This is a genomic window from bacterium (assembly GCA_014360495.1).
Classification (GTDB): domain Bacteria; phylum Armatimonadota; class JACIXR01; order JACIXR01; family JACIXR01; genus JACIXR01.
This window is the reverse complement of sequence record JACIXR010000005.1, coordinates 199,170-216,724: the sequence shown is the minus strand read 5'-3', so window position 1 is coordinate 216,724 and position 17,555 is coordinate 199,170. Positions and strand designations below refer to the sequence as shown.

General features: G+C 46.5%; 10 protein-coding genes. 5 read left to right on the top strand and 5 right to left on the bottom strand.

All coding sequences use genetic code 11. From position 1 onward, the window contains the following. The first annotated feature begins 89 nt into the window (after positions 1 to 89). The 4 genes from H5T88_06050 (at position 90) to H5T88_06035 (ending at position 5,225) form a co-directional block, all read left to right on the top strand. The gene (locus H5T88_06050; protein MBC7329906.1) at positions 90 to 1,064 is read left to right on the top strand and encodes a substrate-binding domain-containing protein; all 975 of its coding nucleotides are present in this window, start codon (positions 90 to 92) and stop codon (positions 1,062 to 1,064) included. 2 nt (positions 1,065 to 1,066) lie between these two features. Further along, positions 1,067 to 2,560 carry a sugar ABC transporter ATP-binding protein gene (locus H5T88_06045; GenBank protein MBC7329905.1) on the top strand — a complete coding sequence of 498 codons (1,494 nt, stop codon included), beginning with the start codon at positions 1,067 to 1,069 and terminating at the stop codon, positions 2,558 to 2,560. Positions 2,561 to 2,642: 82 nt separating this feature from the next. After that, a complete protein-coding gene (locus H5T88_06040; GenBank protein ID MBC7329904.1) occupies positions 2,643 to 3,590 on the top strand; it encodes an ABC transporter permease in 948 nt (315 codons plus the stop codon). Between the two features lie 6 nt (positions 3,591 to 3,596). Beyond that, on the top strand, positions 3,597 to 5,225 hold the full coding sequence (locus H5T88_06035; GenBank protein ID MBC7329903.1) for an ATP-dependent DNA ligase: 1,629 nt from the start codon (positions 3,597 to 3,599) through the stop codon (positions 5,223 to 5,225). A 62-nt stretch (positions 5,226 to 5,287) separates the two neighbouring features. Here H5T88_06035 and H5T88_06030 read toward each other — a convergent pair whose 3' ends face one another. The 4 genes from H5T88_06030 to H5T88_06015 all read right to left on the bottom strand — a co-directional run bounded on the left by H5T88_06030 (position 5,288) and on the right by H5T88_06015 (position 11,489). Then, a complete protein-coding gene (locus H5T88_06030; GenBank protein ID MBC7329902.1) occupies positions 5,288 to 8,707 on the bottom strand; it encodes a DUF4091 domain-containing protein in 3,420 nt (1,139 codons plus the stop codon). A 146-nt stretch (positions 8,708 to 8,853) separates the two neighbouring features. After that, the gene (locus H5T88_06025) at positions 8,854 to 9,600 is read right to left on the bottom strand and encodes a DUF1559 domain-containing protein (GenBank protein ID MBC7329901.1); all 747 of its coding nucleotides are present in this window, start codon (positions 9,598 to 9,600) and stop codon (positions 8,854 to 8,856) included. An 83-nt stretch (positions 9,601 to 9,683) separates the two neighbouring features. Beyond that, the gene (locus H5T88_06020; protein MBC7329900.1) at positions 9,684 to 10,400 is read right to left on the bottom strand and encodes a ThuA domain-containing protein; all 717 of its coding nucleotides are present in this window, start codon (positions 10,398 to 10,400) and stop codon (positions 9,684 to 9,686) included. Between the two features lie 72 nt (positions 10,401 to 10,472). Then, positions 10,473 to 11,489, bottom strand: a complete 1,017-nt coding sequence (locus tag H5T88_06015; protein MBC7329899.1) for a GGDEF domain-containing protein — start codon at positions 11,487 to 11,489, stop codon at positions 10,473 to 10,475. Between the two features lie 155 nt (positions 11,490 to 11,644). On the opposite strand from H5T88_06015, the gene H5T88_06010 reads away from it, so the two are divergent. Continuing rightward, positions 11,645 to 13,891, top strand: a complete 2,247-nt coding sequence (locus H5T88_06010; GenBank protein MBC7329898.1) for a VCBS repeat-containing protein — start codon at positions 11,645 to 11,647, stop codon at positions 13,889 to 13,891. On the opposite strand, the gene H5T88_06005 is transcribed toward H5T88_06010, so the two are convergent. After that, complete coding sequence (locus H5T88_06005; protein MBC7329897.1) at positions 13,888 to 17,517, bottom strand: hypothetical protein; 3,630 nt, start codon at positions 17,515 to 17,517, stop codon at positions 13,888 to 13,890. The genes H5T88_06010 and H5T88_06005 overlap by 4 nt on opposite strands. Positions 17,518 to 17,555: the final 38 nt, after the last annotated feature.

The following is a 17,555-nucleotide window of genomic DNA, read 5'->3' as shown; positions in this document are numbered from 1 at the left end:
AGCAGGGATTGGCAGGCAAGGGGACTTGGCATTCTTTATTGACACCGTATGGAAGCTCCATATAATTAAGAAAAAAGGAGGAAGCGGAGATGCGTAGATTCTTGGTTATACTCATCAGCGTTTTGATTATTATCGGTTTAATCGGCATTGGTATTTGGTATTCCCGTGGAGGCGGAAAGCAAAAGCCCCTAATAGGGGTTAGCCTCCTTACGAAACAGCATGTCTTCTACAGGGATTTGGAGCGAGGAATGAGGGAGAAAGCGGAAGAGATGAATGTTGATTTGGTGATTGAATCGGCGGAGTTTGACAATGCCCAGCAAACATCCCAAGTTGAAAACTTCATCACGATGGGAGTGGATGCGATGATTCTCTGCCCAGCCGATTCCGAAGGGATAGTTCAGGCGGTGAAATCGGCGAACAAAGCCGGCATCCCGGTTTTCACTGCTGATATTGCGGCGAAAGGCGGGGATGTGGTATGCCATGTAGCATCAAACAACGTGCAAGGAGGTAGGCTCGCTGGGGCTTACCTTGCCAAGCTTCTGAAAGGGAAGGGAAATATAGCGATTATAGACCACCCAGTTGTGACCTCTGTTCAGGAAAGGGTGAGGGGATTTCTGGAGGAAATAAAGAAATATCCCGGTATAGTGGTCGTTGCCCGCCAATCGGGAGAAGGACAGAAAGATAAAGCGATGACGGTGATGGAAAACATTCTTCAAGCCCACCCCGATATAGACGCCGTCTTCGCCATAAACGATGACTCCGCATTGGGAGCGCTTTCCGCTATAAGAGGAAGCAAGATACCCAATAAGGACAAAATCATCATCATTGGCTACGATGCCACACCAGAGGCTTGCAAGGCAATCCTCAACAAAACCAATCTCAAAGCCGATGTTATCCAATTTCCAAAAAAGATAGGGGAGAAAGTGGTAGAAGTAGCGGCTAAATATCTTGAGGCGAAAAAGAAGGGGGAAAAGATTGACATTCCCAAAGTAATTTACATAGATGTAGATATAGTTGATAACTCTAAACCAGACCTTCTCAAATCACTTGCGGAAGGAGGGTAAATATGGCTTTTTTGGAAATGAGAGGGATAACCAAGCAATTCCCCGGGGTATTGGCGCTGGACAATGTCCGATTTGAGGTGGAGAAAGGAGAGGTCCACGCCCTCGTTGGGGAGAACGGAGCGGGTAAATCCACTCTCCTGAAAATCCTCGCTGGCGCCATCCCAATGGACAAAGGGGAGATAATCCTCAATGGAAAGCCCGTTCACTTTCATTCTCCCTTGGACGCTATACAAGCTGGGATAGCGGTAATCTATCAAGAGTTCAATCTTGTTCCTTATCTTTCCGCTGGTGAAAACATCTTTTTAGGGAGGGAGCCAAGGAAGTTCAATGGGTTCGTGGACTTCGGAAAACTTCATAGGGAAGCACAGGAAATTCTTGACAGAATCGGTGCCAACTTCAGCTCTCGCACCCTCGTTGCCCAATTATCCGTTGCTCAGCAACAGATGACGGAAATCGCCAAAGCCCTCTCTCAAAATGCCCAGATAATCGCTATGGATGAGCCTACCTCCGCCCTCACGGAAAGGGAAGTTGAGCATCTCTTTGAGATTATAAGAAGCCTTAAGTCAGAAGGAGTGGCGATAATCTTCGTATCCCATCGTTTGGAGGAAATCTTTCAAATCGCGGATAGAATCACCGTCCTGCGGGATGGAAAATATATAGGGACTAAGAGGATAGAAGAAACTAACAGAGATGAAGTGATAACTATGATGGTTGGAAGGGAAATCAAGGAGAAGATTCCCAAGCGTCCCGCGAAAATAGGGGAGGAGATATTGAGGGTGGAAGGCTTGACTCGTGAAGGAGTTTTCAGGGATATATCTTTCACTCTTCATAAGGGGGAAGTATTGGGATTGGCGGGATTGGTAGGAGCGGGAAGGACGGAGATCGCGCGCGCCATCTTCGGGGCTGACCCAATAGATAGGGGCAAAATCTATCTTGAAGGGAAGGAAGTGCGTATTCGTAGTCCTCAGGATGCCATCAGGTTGGGAATAGGACTTCTCACCGAGGATAGAAAACGCTATGGTCTCGTCCTTCCTATGACCGTGAGGGAGAACACAACTCTCGCCAATCTGATGGAAGTCGCTATACGAGGCTTCATTAACTTTGCCAAGGAAAGAGAAGCTGCTCGCAGATTCGTTGAGGATTTGGATATCAAGACTCCCTCAATTGAACAAATAGCCCGCAACCTTTCCGGAGGAACACAGCAAAAGCTCGTCTTGGCGAAATGGCTTTTCACCAAGAGCAAGGTCCTGATATTTGATGAACCCACAAGGGGGATAGATGTGGGAGCGAAGGTGGAGATATACGAGCTTATGAATCAGCTGGCGGAAAGGGGCGTGGGCATAATTATGATTTCCTCAGAGCTTCCCGAGATTTTGGGAATGAGCGACCGCATCCTCGTAATCCACGAGGGGAAGATAGCAGGCGAATTAACAAGGGAGGAGGCAACGCAGGAGAAGATAATGCATCTTGCAACAGGTGGGAGCCTTGTCTCCTGAGAAGCAACCGCCCGCTAAGGAACAAGCAGACAAGCCTACTTCCTTAACCACCTCTCCTCTTGACCTCCTCCTCCACTATGGCATCCCCCTCTTCATTGTCCTCCTTTCAATTTATTTCGCCATCTCCGCCCCGAATTTCCTCTCAATTGATAATTTCCTCAATGTCTTGAGACAGATTTCCATCAATACAATCGTTGCTGTGGGGATGACCTTTGTCATAATCACAGCGGGAATTGACCTTTCCGTCGGCTCAATCGTCGCCCTTGCAGCCGTTATCTGCACAGGAGTTATGAAAAGAGGAATCACCATAGCCCATCTTACCATTCTTCCACCGCCTTCTCCAGCCTTGGGAGTCCCTCTGGGAATCATAATTGGCTTGCTTCTCGGCGCCTTCCTCGGCGCAATTAATGGCTTCTTCATCACTCGCTTCCTTATGCCTCCCTTCGTCGTAACCCTCGCGATGATGACGATAGCGAGAGGCTTAGCTTTCATTTACACCGGTGGCTTCCCCGTTCCCGAACTCCCCGATTCCTTCATAACCCTCGGCTCCGGCTACATCGGTCCAATTCCCATACCAGTGATTATAATGACTGTTATAGCCTTGATAGCCCACTACATTCTCGCAAGGACGACTTTCGGACGCTATGTTTTCGCAATCGGTGGAAATGAGGAGGCAGCAAGGTTATCGGGAATCAATATCAACAAAGTAAAGCTGATGGTTTACACATTAAGCGGCTTCCTCGCCGCTCTTTCTGGCATTATACTTGCCGCGCGTCTCGGCTCGGGCGACCCTAAAACGGGGCAGATGTATGAGCTAAACGCGATAGCCGCCTGCGTCTTGGGTGGGACGAGCTTGATGGGTGGAAAGGGAAATATCGGCGGAACATTCCTGGGTGCCCTTCTAATCGGGATAATTGATAATGGTCTCGTTCTTATGAGGGTATCAACTTTCTACCAGTATGTAGTGAAGGGAGTAATTATCCTCGCCGCCGTCCTTTTGGATAAGGTCAAGGAGATGAGGAAAGCTTAAAAGTAGATGGCGGAATTCAGGGAATTCGCTTTGGTATGTCAAAAACTGGAGAAGGAGGGTGGGAAAAAGGAAAAGGCGAGGATGATAGGGGAATTTTTCCGCTCCCTATCTCCCGAGGAAGCCAAAATCGCCTCCTATCTTTTCCTTGGTCGCTTTCCCGCGGGAAAAAGGATTTTCGTCTCCTGGAACATCCTTTTTGAATCCCTCAAAGAGATGTTCCCCATATCTCCTAAGGAAATGGAGAGGATAAGCACAAACGCCGTTGATGTTGGAGATATAGTGGAGGGGATTTATAGAAGATGGTCTAAATATACCTCAAAAGGATTGACTATCAGCGAAGTTTACGATAATTTGCTTAGCCTGGATAAAATGGAAGGGAAGGGGGCAATGAGGTATAGAAAGGCGATATTGAAGGGGCTTTTAACCAAGATGGATTCGCTTGAGGCGAGATATCTCGCCAAGGTAATAGTGGGTGAGATGAGGATAGGAGTGAAGGACGGGATGATTTTGGAGGGTTTAGCGACAGCGGTTGATGTTCCCCTTGAGGAAATCAGGAAGGGCTATCTTCTATATGGAGATATAGGGGAAACGGTTCGCTCTTTTTTGGAGAAGAAAGAGAAAACCTTGGAATCCCTTTCCCTGACCCTTTTCCAACCTCTTCAGCCGATGCTTGCCCAGATGGCGTATTCTATAAAGGAAGCTTTTGAGGAGATAGGTGGAGAACTGGCTCTGGAGTTCAAATACGATGGAGCAAGGGTGCAGATACATAAGGGCGGGGATAAAGTTATGATTTTCTCCCGAAGATTGAACGATTTGACCCCTTCTTTCCCCGAGATTGTAGAGGAAGTGAGGAAAAATATAAAAGGGGATGTAATCTTGGAAGGGGAAGTTGTGGCGGTTAAAGAGGGAAAGTTCCTGCCTTTTCAAGATATACTCAGAAGAGTGAGTAGGAGAAGGGAGATAGAGAGGATGAGGGAGGAAATACCTTTGAAGCTATTTCTCTTCGACTGTTTATATGTAGATGGTGAATCGCTTTTGGATGTGAGTTATGAGGAAAGGTGGAAAAAATTGGAAGAAATAGCGGGAGGAATTCCCCTTGCGGAAAGGATATTGCCTAAGGATTTGGAAGAAGGGGAAAGTTTCTTCAAAAGGGCTCTGGAGGCGGGAGCGGAAGGCGTTATGGCGAAAGCTCTTAAGGGTATATATACTCCGGGGAATAGGGGAAAGCTTTGGCTCAAAGTGAAAAAGTCTATAACACTGGATTTGGTGATTATAGGAGCTGAATGGGGATATGGAAGGAGACATAACTGGCTATCCGATTATCATCTCGCTTGCTGGGATAAGGAGAGGAAAGAGCTATTGATGGTGGGAAAAACATTCAAAGGATTGACGGACCAGGAATTTGAGGAGATGACTAAAAAGCTTTTAGAATTGAAGATAAGGGAGGAGGGAGGAGTTGTTTATGTGAGACCGGAGGTAGTGGTGGAAGTGGCTTTCAACGATGTTCAGAGAAGCCCTAAATACAAGTGCGGATACGCTCTTCGCTTGGCGAGGATAGTGAGAATAAGGGACGATAAAAAGCCAGAGGAAGCGGACGATATTACGGCGATTGAAAGGATATTTAAAGCGGAGTAAAAATTAAGAAGAGTTTTTTCTTCAATTTTGCCAATTTGCAACAAAATTCAATCTAATACCGTCTATTTCACCAACCTTTCTAAAGCCTCTGCCACCTTCAATCTAACCGCCTGAAGCTCCTCGGGTGAATGGCAGAATTCCGTCTGGCTCTTAATGAGGGACCGAGCAAGATTAAGGGCGGAAACCGCTTCACTCGGTGGATTCTTCATCTTCCCAATCCTCTCCTCCAACATCCATAGATACTCAGCATCCTCTATCCCCTCCCTTATCATCTTTATCCTCATTGAGGGCACTGGTCCACCTATCACCTTCTCCTTTGCCTCTCCACGCTTGGGTGGATAAAGAAGATAGCCATCGCCATTCCCCCACATTCCCGTATCATCCGGTGTATAGGACATAGGCGTTTGCCAAGGGTTCTTATGCCAATAAGTCGTTGACCAGTATAGGTCTCCCGTTACCTTATATTTCCAGTTCATCCAAAGTCTTATCCTATGTTCTATCCCTGGATAATCTATGAAATTGTTGGGATAGGGATGGCGAGGTCCACAACAAACATACCACCATACCTCCTGTCCTTCCCTCTGCCTCTCCTTGCACCTTTCCTCGTTGTATAAATGGAATATGGGAACCCAGAGGTCAACATAATGATATAAAGGCGGCTCCGGCTGCTCAGTGAGCAACCTCCTCACATTGGGGAATGTGGCTTTGAGAAGCTTCATACCTCTAATCACGAAGGGATAAGCGCTCTCCTCGGGCTCATCATACCAATAGCAATATGCCTTCTTGAGCCATCCATGCCTCCTCAGGAAATCCTCCACCCTCTTCCCCAATTCCTTAAATAAAGTTTTCTCTTCATCCGTTATGGATTCGTTTCTCCATAGCCAACCCATATCCAAAGCAGAGCAAATGTTGTAATCGGAAAAGCCGAGCTCATCAAGGGCATAATGAGCGGATGGAGTGAATTGAGAGAAATCTACCTGTAACGAAGGAGCTTTTTCGCTCAAAGTTATCCCCTTTCCCGTCCAGGGAGAGCTTGCCTTTTTAACCTTTACTTGTATCTCTCCATTTGCGGGCAGATAAACAAACAGGGTAAGCTCATCGCCATCTAACTGGGAGGGAATCTCCTTATTATCAAGAAAAGCCCTGGCATATTTCCATCCTCTCGCCAATTCTCCCAATGAAATCACCAACGGCTCCCCCTCCCTTTTTATCCCTGCGGTTTCCTTAATTTTTATTATCAAATCGTCCCCTTCTCCCTCAACATTCACTTGTAAAGGGTTGGAAAGCTTCCTCTTAATCACTTGCATTTCCTCCTCATTATTCGTGAGGGCGATGAACAGGGATGGCTGAGGCTCATTTATTGCCTCCTTGCCCTTGTCCATCTCCAGACCCACATCTCTTGTTACATCACCATGGGCTCCTCCAGCGCTATCAAGACGGAAAGCGAAGCCGAATTTGCCTGGTGAAATTGTAAAGCAGGAAGCCCAACCCTTCGCTGTCCTCCAAGCCGCCCAATCCGAACCATTCACAGGCTCCGCTCCTGACTGGGCTGGACTCAATAACAGGAAATAATAAGCGATGAGGTAAGGATTTTGAGCTTTTGACTTCAAAGAGAGAAGTCTTCGGGAAATCCATTTCTGTCTAGCGAATATCTCTATCTCTTCTTCCGTCTCATATGCGCCCCGAGATACATTCTCGCCCTTAACCCTCAATTTATATCTGAGCGGTCCCCCTATCAATACCTCTGGCTTTACCTTCTCCAACCCTGGCCACCCTATGCTTTGACCAACCCTTTGGTCTATACAGAAATTCAGATTTGCGAGGGGAGCATCTCCAAGTGAAAGCCTCGCGATGGTTGAACCCGCTTTGGGGAAAGAGATTTTCAAAATCCCATTTGAAAGCTCAAGTGCTCCCGGGCTCATTTCATATTTAATTTGATGGCTGAAGGGATTGTAAGGGCTGATGTGATGGTCGGCGAGAAGCCTAAGGTAAAAGGGAAGGATTTTAGGTCTATCCTCAGGAGTTGCTTTATGATAGCCAAGGTTAACATCCATCCCATAGGCAGTGTGAATGTGGAAGCCTTCTGGCTTAACAGGGAGGGAGAAATTGAAGACCCTCAGCTCAACAGGAATAGATGCTAACTTTCTATTCCCTGAGAGAGCGATTATCTCCCCTCTATAAATTCCCGCTTTAGCGTTTGATGGTATGCGGAGCTCCAACCAGAAGGGATGGTTTCTTCCTCCCTCAAGGTCTATCGCTTTTTTAAGCTCCAAAAGTGGGTCAGGGAAATCTCCCTTTTTACCATCGGGGTCTGTGGGAATCGTGATATGGACATATTCAATCTTATAGATGTTAATTAGCTTTGCGGGGATTAGTGATGGGCCCTTGAGGTCGCTGAGCTTGAGCTGAAAATCCTTTATATCGGAATTTGGACGGAAGATTATCTGGAAGGGTTCCCATTCGTTTCTTCCCGCGAAGATTGCGATTTTCCCAGTCCTTTTTGGGGGAGGTGGTGTTTCCTTGAAGACTTTGAACATTGGGTCGGCTGTCCATATTGTTAACTCTCCATCTCTGTAAATCGTAGAACCGAAGCTGTCGGGAAAATAAGGGAGGAATAATTGATAACGGGCGATAAAGCGGTTTTCCATGAAGACATCAAGTGCATAGATGCCCGGATTTAAGGAGGCGAGGGAAGAAATATTCTTCAAATCCTCTTCTTTGACGATATTTGCTTTCAGGGAAGATAGGGGATTATCTCCCCTATGAAGGGATAATAGGACTTCTCCCGATAGCTGAGGGACTTCTCCTAAAACAAGATTGGCGAAACGCTCTGGTTGATGGAAATAGCCACCTTTTAACTCGGAAAAGCTGATGAGAATATGAGAGGGATGATAGAGGGAGGCACAAATATTAAAGGGAAGAATTGTGTTTTGGAAACTGGGAAGATTCAAATCGCTTGCGGGGATGCGAATCTCGGCGTTCCATCCATCGGCGGTTCTGCTTGTCTTAGCTTCCCATTTCCCATTCCAGCTTCCCACTCCCTTACTTCCAATCTCATCAAGCTTGTATCCCTCCGCATTGATGATGTAGTGGCGATAAGTGTATATAGATTGATTTGGGGAAGGGTTAGCAAGGAAGATTTCAAGACAGGAATCCTCCCAAACAACATCCTCATCCTTGCGGTGCTTAACCTGTGGAATTTCCTCCCTGATTTTCGCTCCAATATAGAGATTCCCACCATCGTAAAGGATGGCAAAGGAGAGCTCATCGCCTTTTCCTGAACCGTAGATTACATGATTTGCGGATTGCCAATTTGCATGCATCCAGCATTCATCAGCGAGAAGACCATCTATTTCGGGAGAGAGCGTAGTTCTCTTGGCGGTTAGAATGGGGTTGGGGTGGAGAGAATAAGAGGTAGCAAGGATGGGAAAAGAAAGGAAAAGGATGAGGAAGAAGATTTTAGATAGGCTTTTAATCATCATTAACACCTCTTTTAAAGCTTTTCAATTTGTTCAAATATTACCATTTGTTATCAAGAGAAGTCAATTGTTTGTTTATAAATAGTGAAAAAATGGTTTGGGGAGGCTAACGCCTCCCCAAACCAAGAACTTTTCCTCGTGTTGGCTGATTATCTTCGTCCATTGCCCCACCAACCGCAGCCCGCGTGCCAAACGCCGGTATCCCAGTTGGAAACACATTGGTCAGCGCTGAAGAACTTCGCGTGCCCATCCGCAAACAGGACATTTGAACCTCCATTGTGGCGAGCGTTGTTCTCCGTTCTTCGGTCAGGATTACAGCCAGCCGCGCAGACATTAGCATACCCTATGCGCCAACCGCTGTTCATAAGTCCCATACAGTCAGCGATTACAGGAGATACCGCGGGCTCGGGTATATTGGCCAGCTTAGAACGGTTAAGGGCACTGCAGTCTGCCCACTGACGATTCTCCGGATACGAGTTCTGTATGTTCTCGGAATAGCCATAGTGGAGACGGAAGTTGGAGGGGACCCAGCCGGCGTCTATCATCTGGGGTACAGCATGGTGAGGGATGGCTATGCCACCGCAGGTATCCACACGAGCGCTAGGACAAGCCCATATTTGCCAATTTTTCACATATGGGCCCAACCTCACATAATATTGGAGGTTGTTTTGGGGATCTGGGCGATTGCACCAGGTAGTGGCAACTGGCAAGGACTCATCCCAGTCCTGGGCGTACATCATCAGCGCTGTTCCTATCTGCTTTAGGTTGCTCAGGCACTGCGTCTTTCTAGCCTGCTCTCTCGCCCGGCTGAAAACCGGGAAGAGAATCGCGGCGAGAATTGCAATGATTGCTATGACCACGAGGAGCTCAATGAGCGTAAAACCTCTCTTACGCATCTCTTTTTCACCTCCTTCCTTGTTATATTTGATTCCAATTATATACCATTTCAGTTAAATGTCAAAAAAATTTCAAAATTTTTTCAGGGCTTAGAGCGGGGAGTGGCATCGCCGGGAAGAACACCCATCGCCCAGAGAATCGCTCCCAATAGATGCTCCTGAAATTTCTCATCCCGCCAAAGCTCCTCTGGATGACCGAGCGCCGTATAAATAACTCTCCCCTTTCCGTAATTCCTACACCAAGCAAGTGCGTAATCCTGGTCCTCTCTTGCTCCCTTTGTTATATCCACTGACTTTGTGTCCAACCTCAATAAGACCCTTACCTTCTCCCTTGACCAATCCCTCGCCTGATAAATCTCATCAACAACCTCCCAATAATCCCCCAAATGTTTTGTCGCTGGGTGCTCCTTATCCTCAACAATTATACCAACTTTTTGATGCCAAGGATGACCATTGAAATAACCGCCTACCATTTCCCCATACTCCGGCCATTGATAGAATGTATCAATTGCACTATGTATTCCCACGAATCCCTTACCATCCTCCCGAACGAAATCAAGGAGAGCTTTCTTCTGCTCCTCATTCAAAGGAAGCTCACCAGTTGTATAAAAGATGATTACATCGTATCTCTTCAAAATCTCCCGGTTGATTAGCTCGCAGTCCTCCGTAGCGGTGGTTAAAAAGCGAGGTTGGGAGCGCCAACCAAGGCGGGTTATTATATCTGCAGCCGTGGCTGTCGTATCATGACGAAAACCCATAGACAAATTCACATAGAGAACTCTCTTTACATCTTCCGACATAACGATAACCTCCTTTTGCCTGATTTTTATATTGAGGGTATTGTAAAATTTATTTTGAAAAAGTCAAAGATTTTAGTATAAGCACACTCTATTCCTTCCCAATGCCTTCGCGCGATAAAGAGCCGAATCCGCCGCCTCTATGAGCTTTTCTATTGAATCTCCATCCAATGGGTAGGAGGCAACACCTATGCTGATGGTTATCTTACCGCTTGGTTGGCTCTGCTCCTCTCCCTCAAAAGGTTCCTGCTCTGTTTTCTTTCTCAACCTCTCAGCACAGGCAAGGGCTCCTTCCTTATCTACCTCGGGAAGCATAACGAGGAACTCCTCCCCTCCATAGCGATACACCTTGTCAATTGCTCTCAAATTCCTTCTGAGAAGTTTGGCTATTTCCCTCAGCAACTCATCGCCTTTCTGATGACCGTGATGATCGTTATAGTTTTTGAAATGGTCTATATCTATCATCAGGATTGATAGCGGTCTCGTATAGCGCTTTGAACGCTCCAATTCATTTCTCAAATCCTCCTCCATCCTTCTTCTATTGAACAAATTCGTGAGGGTATCAGTTACAGAGAGATTTTTTATTTCTTCATATAATAAAGACCTCTCTATAGCTATCGCGGTTTCCTTGGCAAGCACTTGCACGAAGTTTAAATCCTCCTCATCAAATGCGTTTTTCTCAATGGAATCCAAGTGAATAATACCTTTAACTTCGTTGTTTATGAGCACTGGCACGCATAAGAGGGATTTGGCTCTGCAGCCAGCGGGAACGCAACCCGCTAAGGCGCCGTCCTTCTCCAAGTCGTTGCTGAAGATGGGTTTTTTAGTTTCAATTATTTGTCTTATAGCCGGCAGGTCTGTTGATAGATTTATACTTCCGAAGGAATTGATGAATCCTCGTTCGGCTAAAATACTTACTTTATCTCCTTCTATTAAAAGGATTGCACACGCTTCGCAGTTTGTGATATCGGAGAGAGCTTCAACTAAAATAGCCCCTACTTCCCCTAACTCCAGATGGACTCCGATGCTTTGATGAAGCTTTGTTACAGCTGACAATATCTTTAACTTCTTTTCAATTAAGCTATCCAGCAATTCAAGAACCTCCCTTCTCCTCTCAACTAAAGCATTTATTAAATTGTAAAAAAATCATACAAATTTATCAACATGATTTGTTTTGTGAAATGTGGTGCTCTTTCCTGCTTTGTTCCTATTGCAGGGAAAAACTGAAAATTTAAAATATAATCGTTATGGAAAAATTGTTCTTTATTTTGGTGCCTTTTATTTTTCTTGCATCCTTGGCAGAGGCAAGATGGGAACTGATGATTTTAGACCCTGAGCCGCCCGGTGTGGGCGAGACGGCAAGCACAGGCGTCGCGGATATTGATGGAGATGGTAAGATGGAAATAATCACTGGTGGCGTAGGGGCTATGCTCTGGCATCGTCCGGCGACATTTGAGAAGGGAGTGGTAGCGGAAGGGAGGTTCCCTGTGGGAATAGCCTTTATGGATGTTGATAAGGACGAAAGGATAGAGATAATAGCGGGAAAGGCGGTTCCAAATACGGATAAATGGGCTCTGTGCTGGTATAAGGCAGGGGAAACCCCTAAACAGCCGTTCACCGAATACATCATTGACTTTGATGTCGGAGGGCATCCCCATGATATCTTGGTTGCCGATGTTGACGGCGATGGAAATCTTGAGATAATCGCTGGCGCGATGTACAGCTCCAACCCAGCGATTTACTTTTATAAACCTAACAAAGATGCCACAAAGCCTTGGCGAAAGTATTTGGTTCAAATGGGGCTTCCGATAGAAGGCATATCTGTTGGCGATATTGACGGAGATAAAAGGATGGACATTGTTTGCGGTCCCTATTGGTTCTCCCCTCCCCAAAACGGACCTCTTTCAGGTGAATTATGGGAACGGCACAAATTCGCCCCTAATTTCAGAGAGATGTGCAGAACTGCCCTTATAGATATGAATGGGGATGGGAAGCTTGACATAGTTATAGTGGAATCGGAATATCTTGACGGGCATTTATCATGGTTTGAAAATAGGATAGGGGAGGAAGAGAAGAATCCCTGGAGAGAACACCAGATGGAGAAGGACTTGATTTTCGCTCATACTCTTCAAACTTGGAGGGACGCAAAAGAAGGGACGATACATATCTTCGTTGCGGAGATGAATCAGGGAGGCTGGGGAGCTCCTTATAATTATGACGCTCGCTTGTTGGAATATGTCTTCTCAAAGAGGGGAGATTTTATGAGACGAGCAGTCCTTTATAAGGGAGAGGGAACGCACGAAGCAAAGGTTTGCGATGTTGATGGAGATGGAAAGTTAGAAATAGTGGGACATTCTTCCCAAGTGCGATATACAGAATATCCCGACTGCATAGGTTGGATTCAGCTTTGGAAGCAAAAGACTGGTCCCGAACCTTTCAATTATCGTCATGTTTTCATTGACGCAGAGAAACCTGCCACAGCGACAGACATACTTTGGACCGATGTTGATGGAGATGGGCTACCAGATATAGTTTGCGGGGCTTGGTGGTATAAAAACCCTTCATGGGAACGCTATCAAATCCCGGGAATAGCACAGGTTGTCAATTCCTATGATATTGACGGAGATAAGCGTGTAGAGCTAATCGCGCTTAAGGGAAATCCCGGCGAATTAACAAACAAGATTTGCTGGTTAAAGCCCATTGACCCAAAGAATAATCGCTGGGAAGAACATCCTATTGGTGAGGGCAGCGGAGATTGGCCGCACGGCACAGCAATAGCTCCTCTTCTTCCCCACGGTCGCATAGCTCTCGTTGTTTGCTATCACAATCGTGCACCAGTTGAACTTTTTGAATTTCCCGGAAAACCTACTTCCCCTTGGGAGCGTAGAGTGATAGCGGAAATTCCTTACGGGGAAGAAATCATCGCTTGCGACCTTGATGGGGATAAACTCTTGGATTTGGTTGCTGGTCCTTGGTGGTTGGAAAATAAAGGAGATGGAAATTTCGTTCCTCATCTTTTAGTTGATGGGTTCGATTCCGTGGCAAGGATAGCGGTAGCGGATATAAACGGAGATGGCAAAATGGATGTGGTTGTCTCTGAGGAAAAGGTTGACTGGGAAGTGAGACGAAGCTATTTCGCTAGGATAGCGTGGTTAGAGAACACGGGTGCCCCAAGGGAAAAGAAGTTCATTCCCCATATCGTTGACCGCATCATTTGTCCTCACTCGCTTTCGGTCGCCGACTTAGATGGGGATGGAAAGCCGGAAATCATCGCAGGAGAGCACGACCCCTTCAAGCCTTATAAAAGCAGGAGCAGGTTGTTCATTTATAAGATGGCGGAGCCGAAAGGAACGGTATGGTATCGCTATTTGATAGACGACGGATACGAACAACATTGTGGGGCTAAAGCCGTGGAGATTTCAAAGGGGAAATTCGCCATATTAGGGCACGGTTGGGTGGAGAGCAAATATGTCCATATGTGGAAACCATATTAAAAGACCACACTGACGATATCCTCCGTAGAGTGAGGAAGGGGTAGACGAAGAAGAAGCTTCCTCGCGTTTGAGGGGAGCTTTTCTCGCTCAATCACTATCTCTTTCCCCTTCAGGGGAAATCTTTGGATATCCCTCCTGATTCCCTCTTCATCTACCCCTGCCACCCATAATTCCTTCGCCTTAACGCCAGATAAATTCACCTTCAGTTTATCTCCCTCCAGCTCCAAATCCATCTTTTTAGGCGTTATCAGGAAACAAAGGACATCGTGAGGGTCAACGCTGATATCAAAAACAGCCTCATTTCCCTCCTTTATGAAGGAAATCTCCCTCAGATTTAGAAGGTCAAATATATGTCCCTTTGAGGGGATAGGAAGGCGAAGGTTGGCGAACTGGGTTCTTAATCCGGCGTTGTATATCGTGTAGATTGTCTGTTCACCTCTCCTGAACCTATTGATGTAGAGGGGAGGAGAAAGAAGGGGAAGAGCGGGCTCAACATCCTCGCTGAGGAATACATCGGCGTTTTCCCTTAAAGTTGGCATCCATCTTATGAATAGCTCCCTTCTCAGTGCATCCGGCTGATTTGTCCACAAGCCTTCCCCATTGAAGAAGGCAAGCTTGCAACGCCAAAGTGCGTGTCTATAGCTTGGTATCTCATACATCTTGAACTGAGGGAGGACGAAACGGAAATAGTTAAGCCCTGCGGGATTGTATTCAATATCTCCGCTTAGGTTGGTCCAGAGACTATGGGACCAAGAGCCGTCCTCGTGGAGAGCCATATAATCGCTTCCCGGTTCCTCAGAATGAATCGCTATGTTGGGATTAACTTTCATAACTTCCTGCCTAATCGTCTCAAATAGTTCGCCACATCCTTTAACCCAAATGCCAGGCGTTGGATGTTTATGAGCGGGATTGTAGCAGACCTCCGCCCAACGGGAACCAGTGGAATCCACATACATAGCGCATAGGGGAACCCTCTTCGCTATTTCCGAATAAGCCCAAGCATCCCATTTCTGCCACTCTTTAACGGCGGGGCACATATTCCAAACGGGATTTTCCTCGCTTGAATAATAGGTATAATAATTTCCCTTATCATCCATCATCGCCCACTCGGCGCCGCGCTCCTTTGCTATTTTCCTCTTCTTCTCCAAAACCATCCCTTCTATATAAATTCCCACAGCTTGCCCCCATTTTGATGCCCTTTCCGCCTGCTTCTTCATTCCCTCAATCTCGTTCTTGAGCTCGTCAGGATAATCTATCGTCCAAAAAGGGGAGAGATGCCACCAATCATAAGAACCGAACTCCTCGCCCTTTTGGTTATCAGCGGGCGCACCTCCGACTAAGGCATAGAAACCGTATTTGTAGCGCTCGGGACAGGGACGAAGGGGTTTCCACCAAGTCTTTAGCCAATCCCTATAATCCTCAAGAGCTTTATGCCAATCGCCATCGTGAACGGATATGGTTGCAGGGGGAGAGGATATGCTTTCACCAGGCTGTAATTTCGTCGGTAGATATTGAATGGATAGATGTGCGCCCACTTTAGCTCTCCAAGCGTCAATGGGATGGGCGGGCTCTGGGATATCAGCTACCCGTCGGGGAGAGATTTCCTCCTTGGGACTCCAGCGAAGGGAGAAAATCTTATAAATCCCCTGTGTATCATCGCATCGCACATATATCCCGCCCCCTTCCTGTCTAAATATATCAAGAAGTTGAAGCCAAGCCATCCCACCATAGCTCGCCAATCCTTCAAGAGGAAGCTCGCTCACAGCACCACCCCTCTGAGGGAAGAACCAACCCACTTTTTCGCCTAAATATAAACCATCCATGAGTGGAAAGATTAGACGAACTTTGATGGTCACCTGTGAATCATTTACTAATGTAGCCTGCCACTTCATCGCTCCTTCCCTTCCTGCCTTCACATCAACTATCACTCGTAGATTCTCCAGCTCTTTAACCCCCTTATAGGTCAGGTTTAGATTGACCCCATAAGCCAATTTCTTTATATCGGCTCTCCCTAATTGGAAGCTATCCGAATAAAAGAGTTCACCTTTTTCGGATTGAATTGCGAACAAAGGAGATGGATTGGTGAAAGAAACGATATCGCCAATGAGAGGAGAGCTGAATTCCTTGATTGCTCCCCTTTCTCTATCGAAAAGGATGTGGAAATAAGCATTATCAAGAGAGATTCCATATTCTGTTTGAACAGCTTCAGCGGGGAAGGGGGTTATTTTTCTCTTCTCTTTTAAGATTGCTCTTGTTGAGGAAATAGAAGGGATACCGGGCTTATACGAGATTGCAAACAAAGCCCAACCGGCTTGAATCCCTCCATCGCATAGGACGATTTGGGAGATGGGAGCTGAATGAGATGGTTGAACGATATAGGCTTTCACCTTTCTATTGCTTATAGGTGGGTTGCCGACGCCATAGGGTAGGGGAGGTTGCCAATCTGAAGGGGTGGGGAAGATTCGCTCCTTGAAGCCATCAGCATAGCGAAGCTCCACTTGAAGCACATCAACAAGGCTATCGTCGTGCCCATATAGTTCAACATCGTAAACTGGAGCCAAGAGAAGAGCAACGAGACCGGCTTGGGCGTTCAAGGGGATAGAGTGTTGGGAACGAGAGGGCAGGTCTTGCCAGAGGCAATTTCTACCGAAGGGGATGGTTAAAAAGGGAATCCCCTCAACATTTGAAATCGGTTGGTTGAAGGGGAAGGGGATGGAAAGAGTCAAGGAGTCGGAATTGAAATGTTCCCAGATGTCCAACATAACCCAATCGTTTTGCCTCTTCTCGAGCTTTGAAATGACCTTATCGTGATATTCCTCTCCAATTTGCTGGGCAACGGTATCAAAAAATTTGATAGCGGAAACATAGGATTGCCAATCTGAAGGAGAAACTGAAGAAATCTTATTGAAGGCGCTCACCAGTTTATCCATATCTTCGCCGCTCAACGAGGCACGAGCGAGCTCAAGAAACTTTTTCCTGAACCGGTAATCTGCCCTCTCCTCAATAGGGGTGATATAGAGTCTGATATTATCTATCTTCATTCCCCAAACGCCCCTTTGCTCTCCGACAGCTGAGAAGAAGACAGGAGCGGGGTCGCCGTCATCGTGAGGAATCTGTGGACTTTCCGAGAGCTGTTTCCCTGCCTCATCGTAAATCCACACTTTCACGCTTGTGGGTGTATTTTGGATTTTAATATGAAGCCAGCGATTTGAGGGGATTCCCTGCGCCTGCCATCTATTGAACCAAATACCTCCAGAAATCGTGTAGAGGAAGAAACGTTGGGGACCATATTCAAGCCACCAATATGAATTTCCTTGGGGGCGATGATGATTAACCACCGCTTGATAGCCGCCCACCTCCTCTGAAGGTTGGAAGAAATCATATTCCAATGTATAGGCGATATTAGGAATGTTTTGAGAAGTGGAAATGCTCGTAGAGGAATGGTCGCCGAAAAGGTGAAGGCAGTTGCCACCGTTCCTTCTTTCAATCTCCACGAAGCTCTTTCCCGCCCCGATTTGTAATCTCCAAATGGAGGATATTTTACCTGCTTCAAAATCCTCTGTTAAGAGGTATTCTTGGCACATAATCAAACCTCCGATGAAGAGGAGGAGAAAAGTTAGCCTCATTTCCTCTTGCCTTTCTTTCTGGGTTAGAAAAATGATAA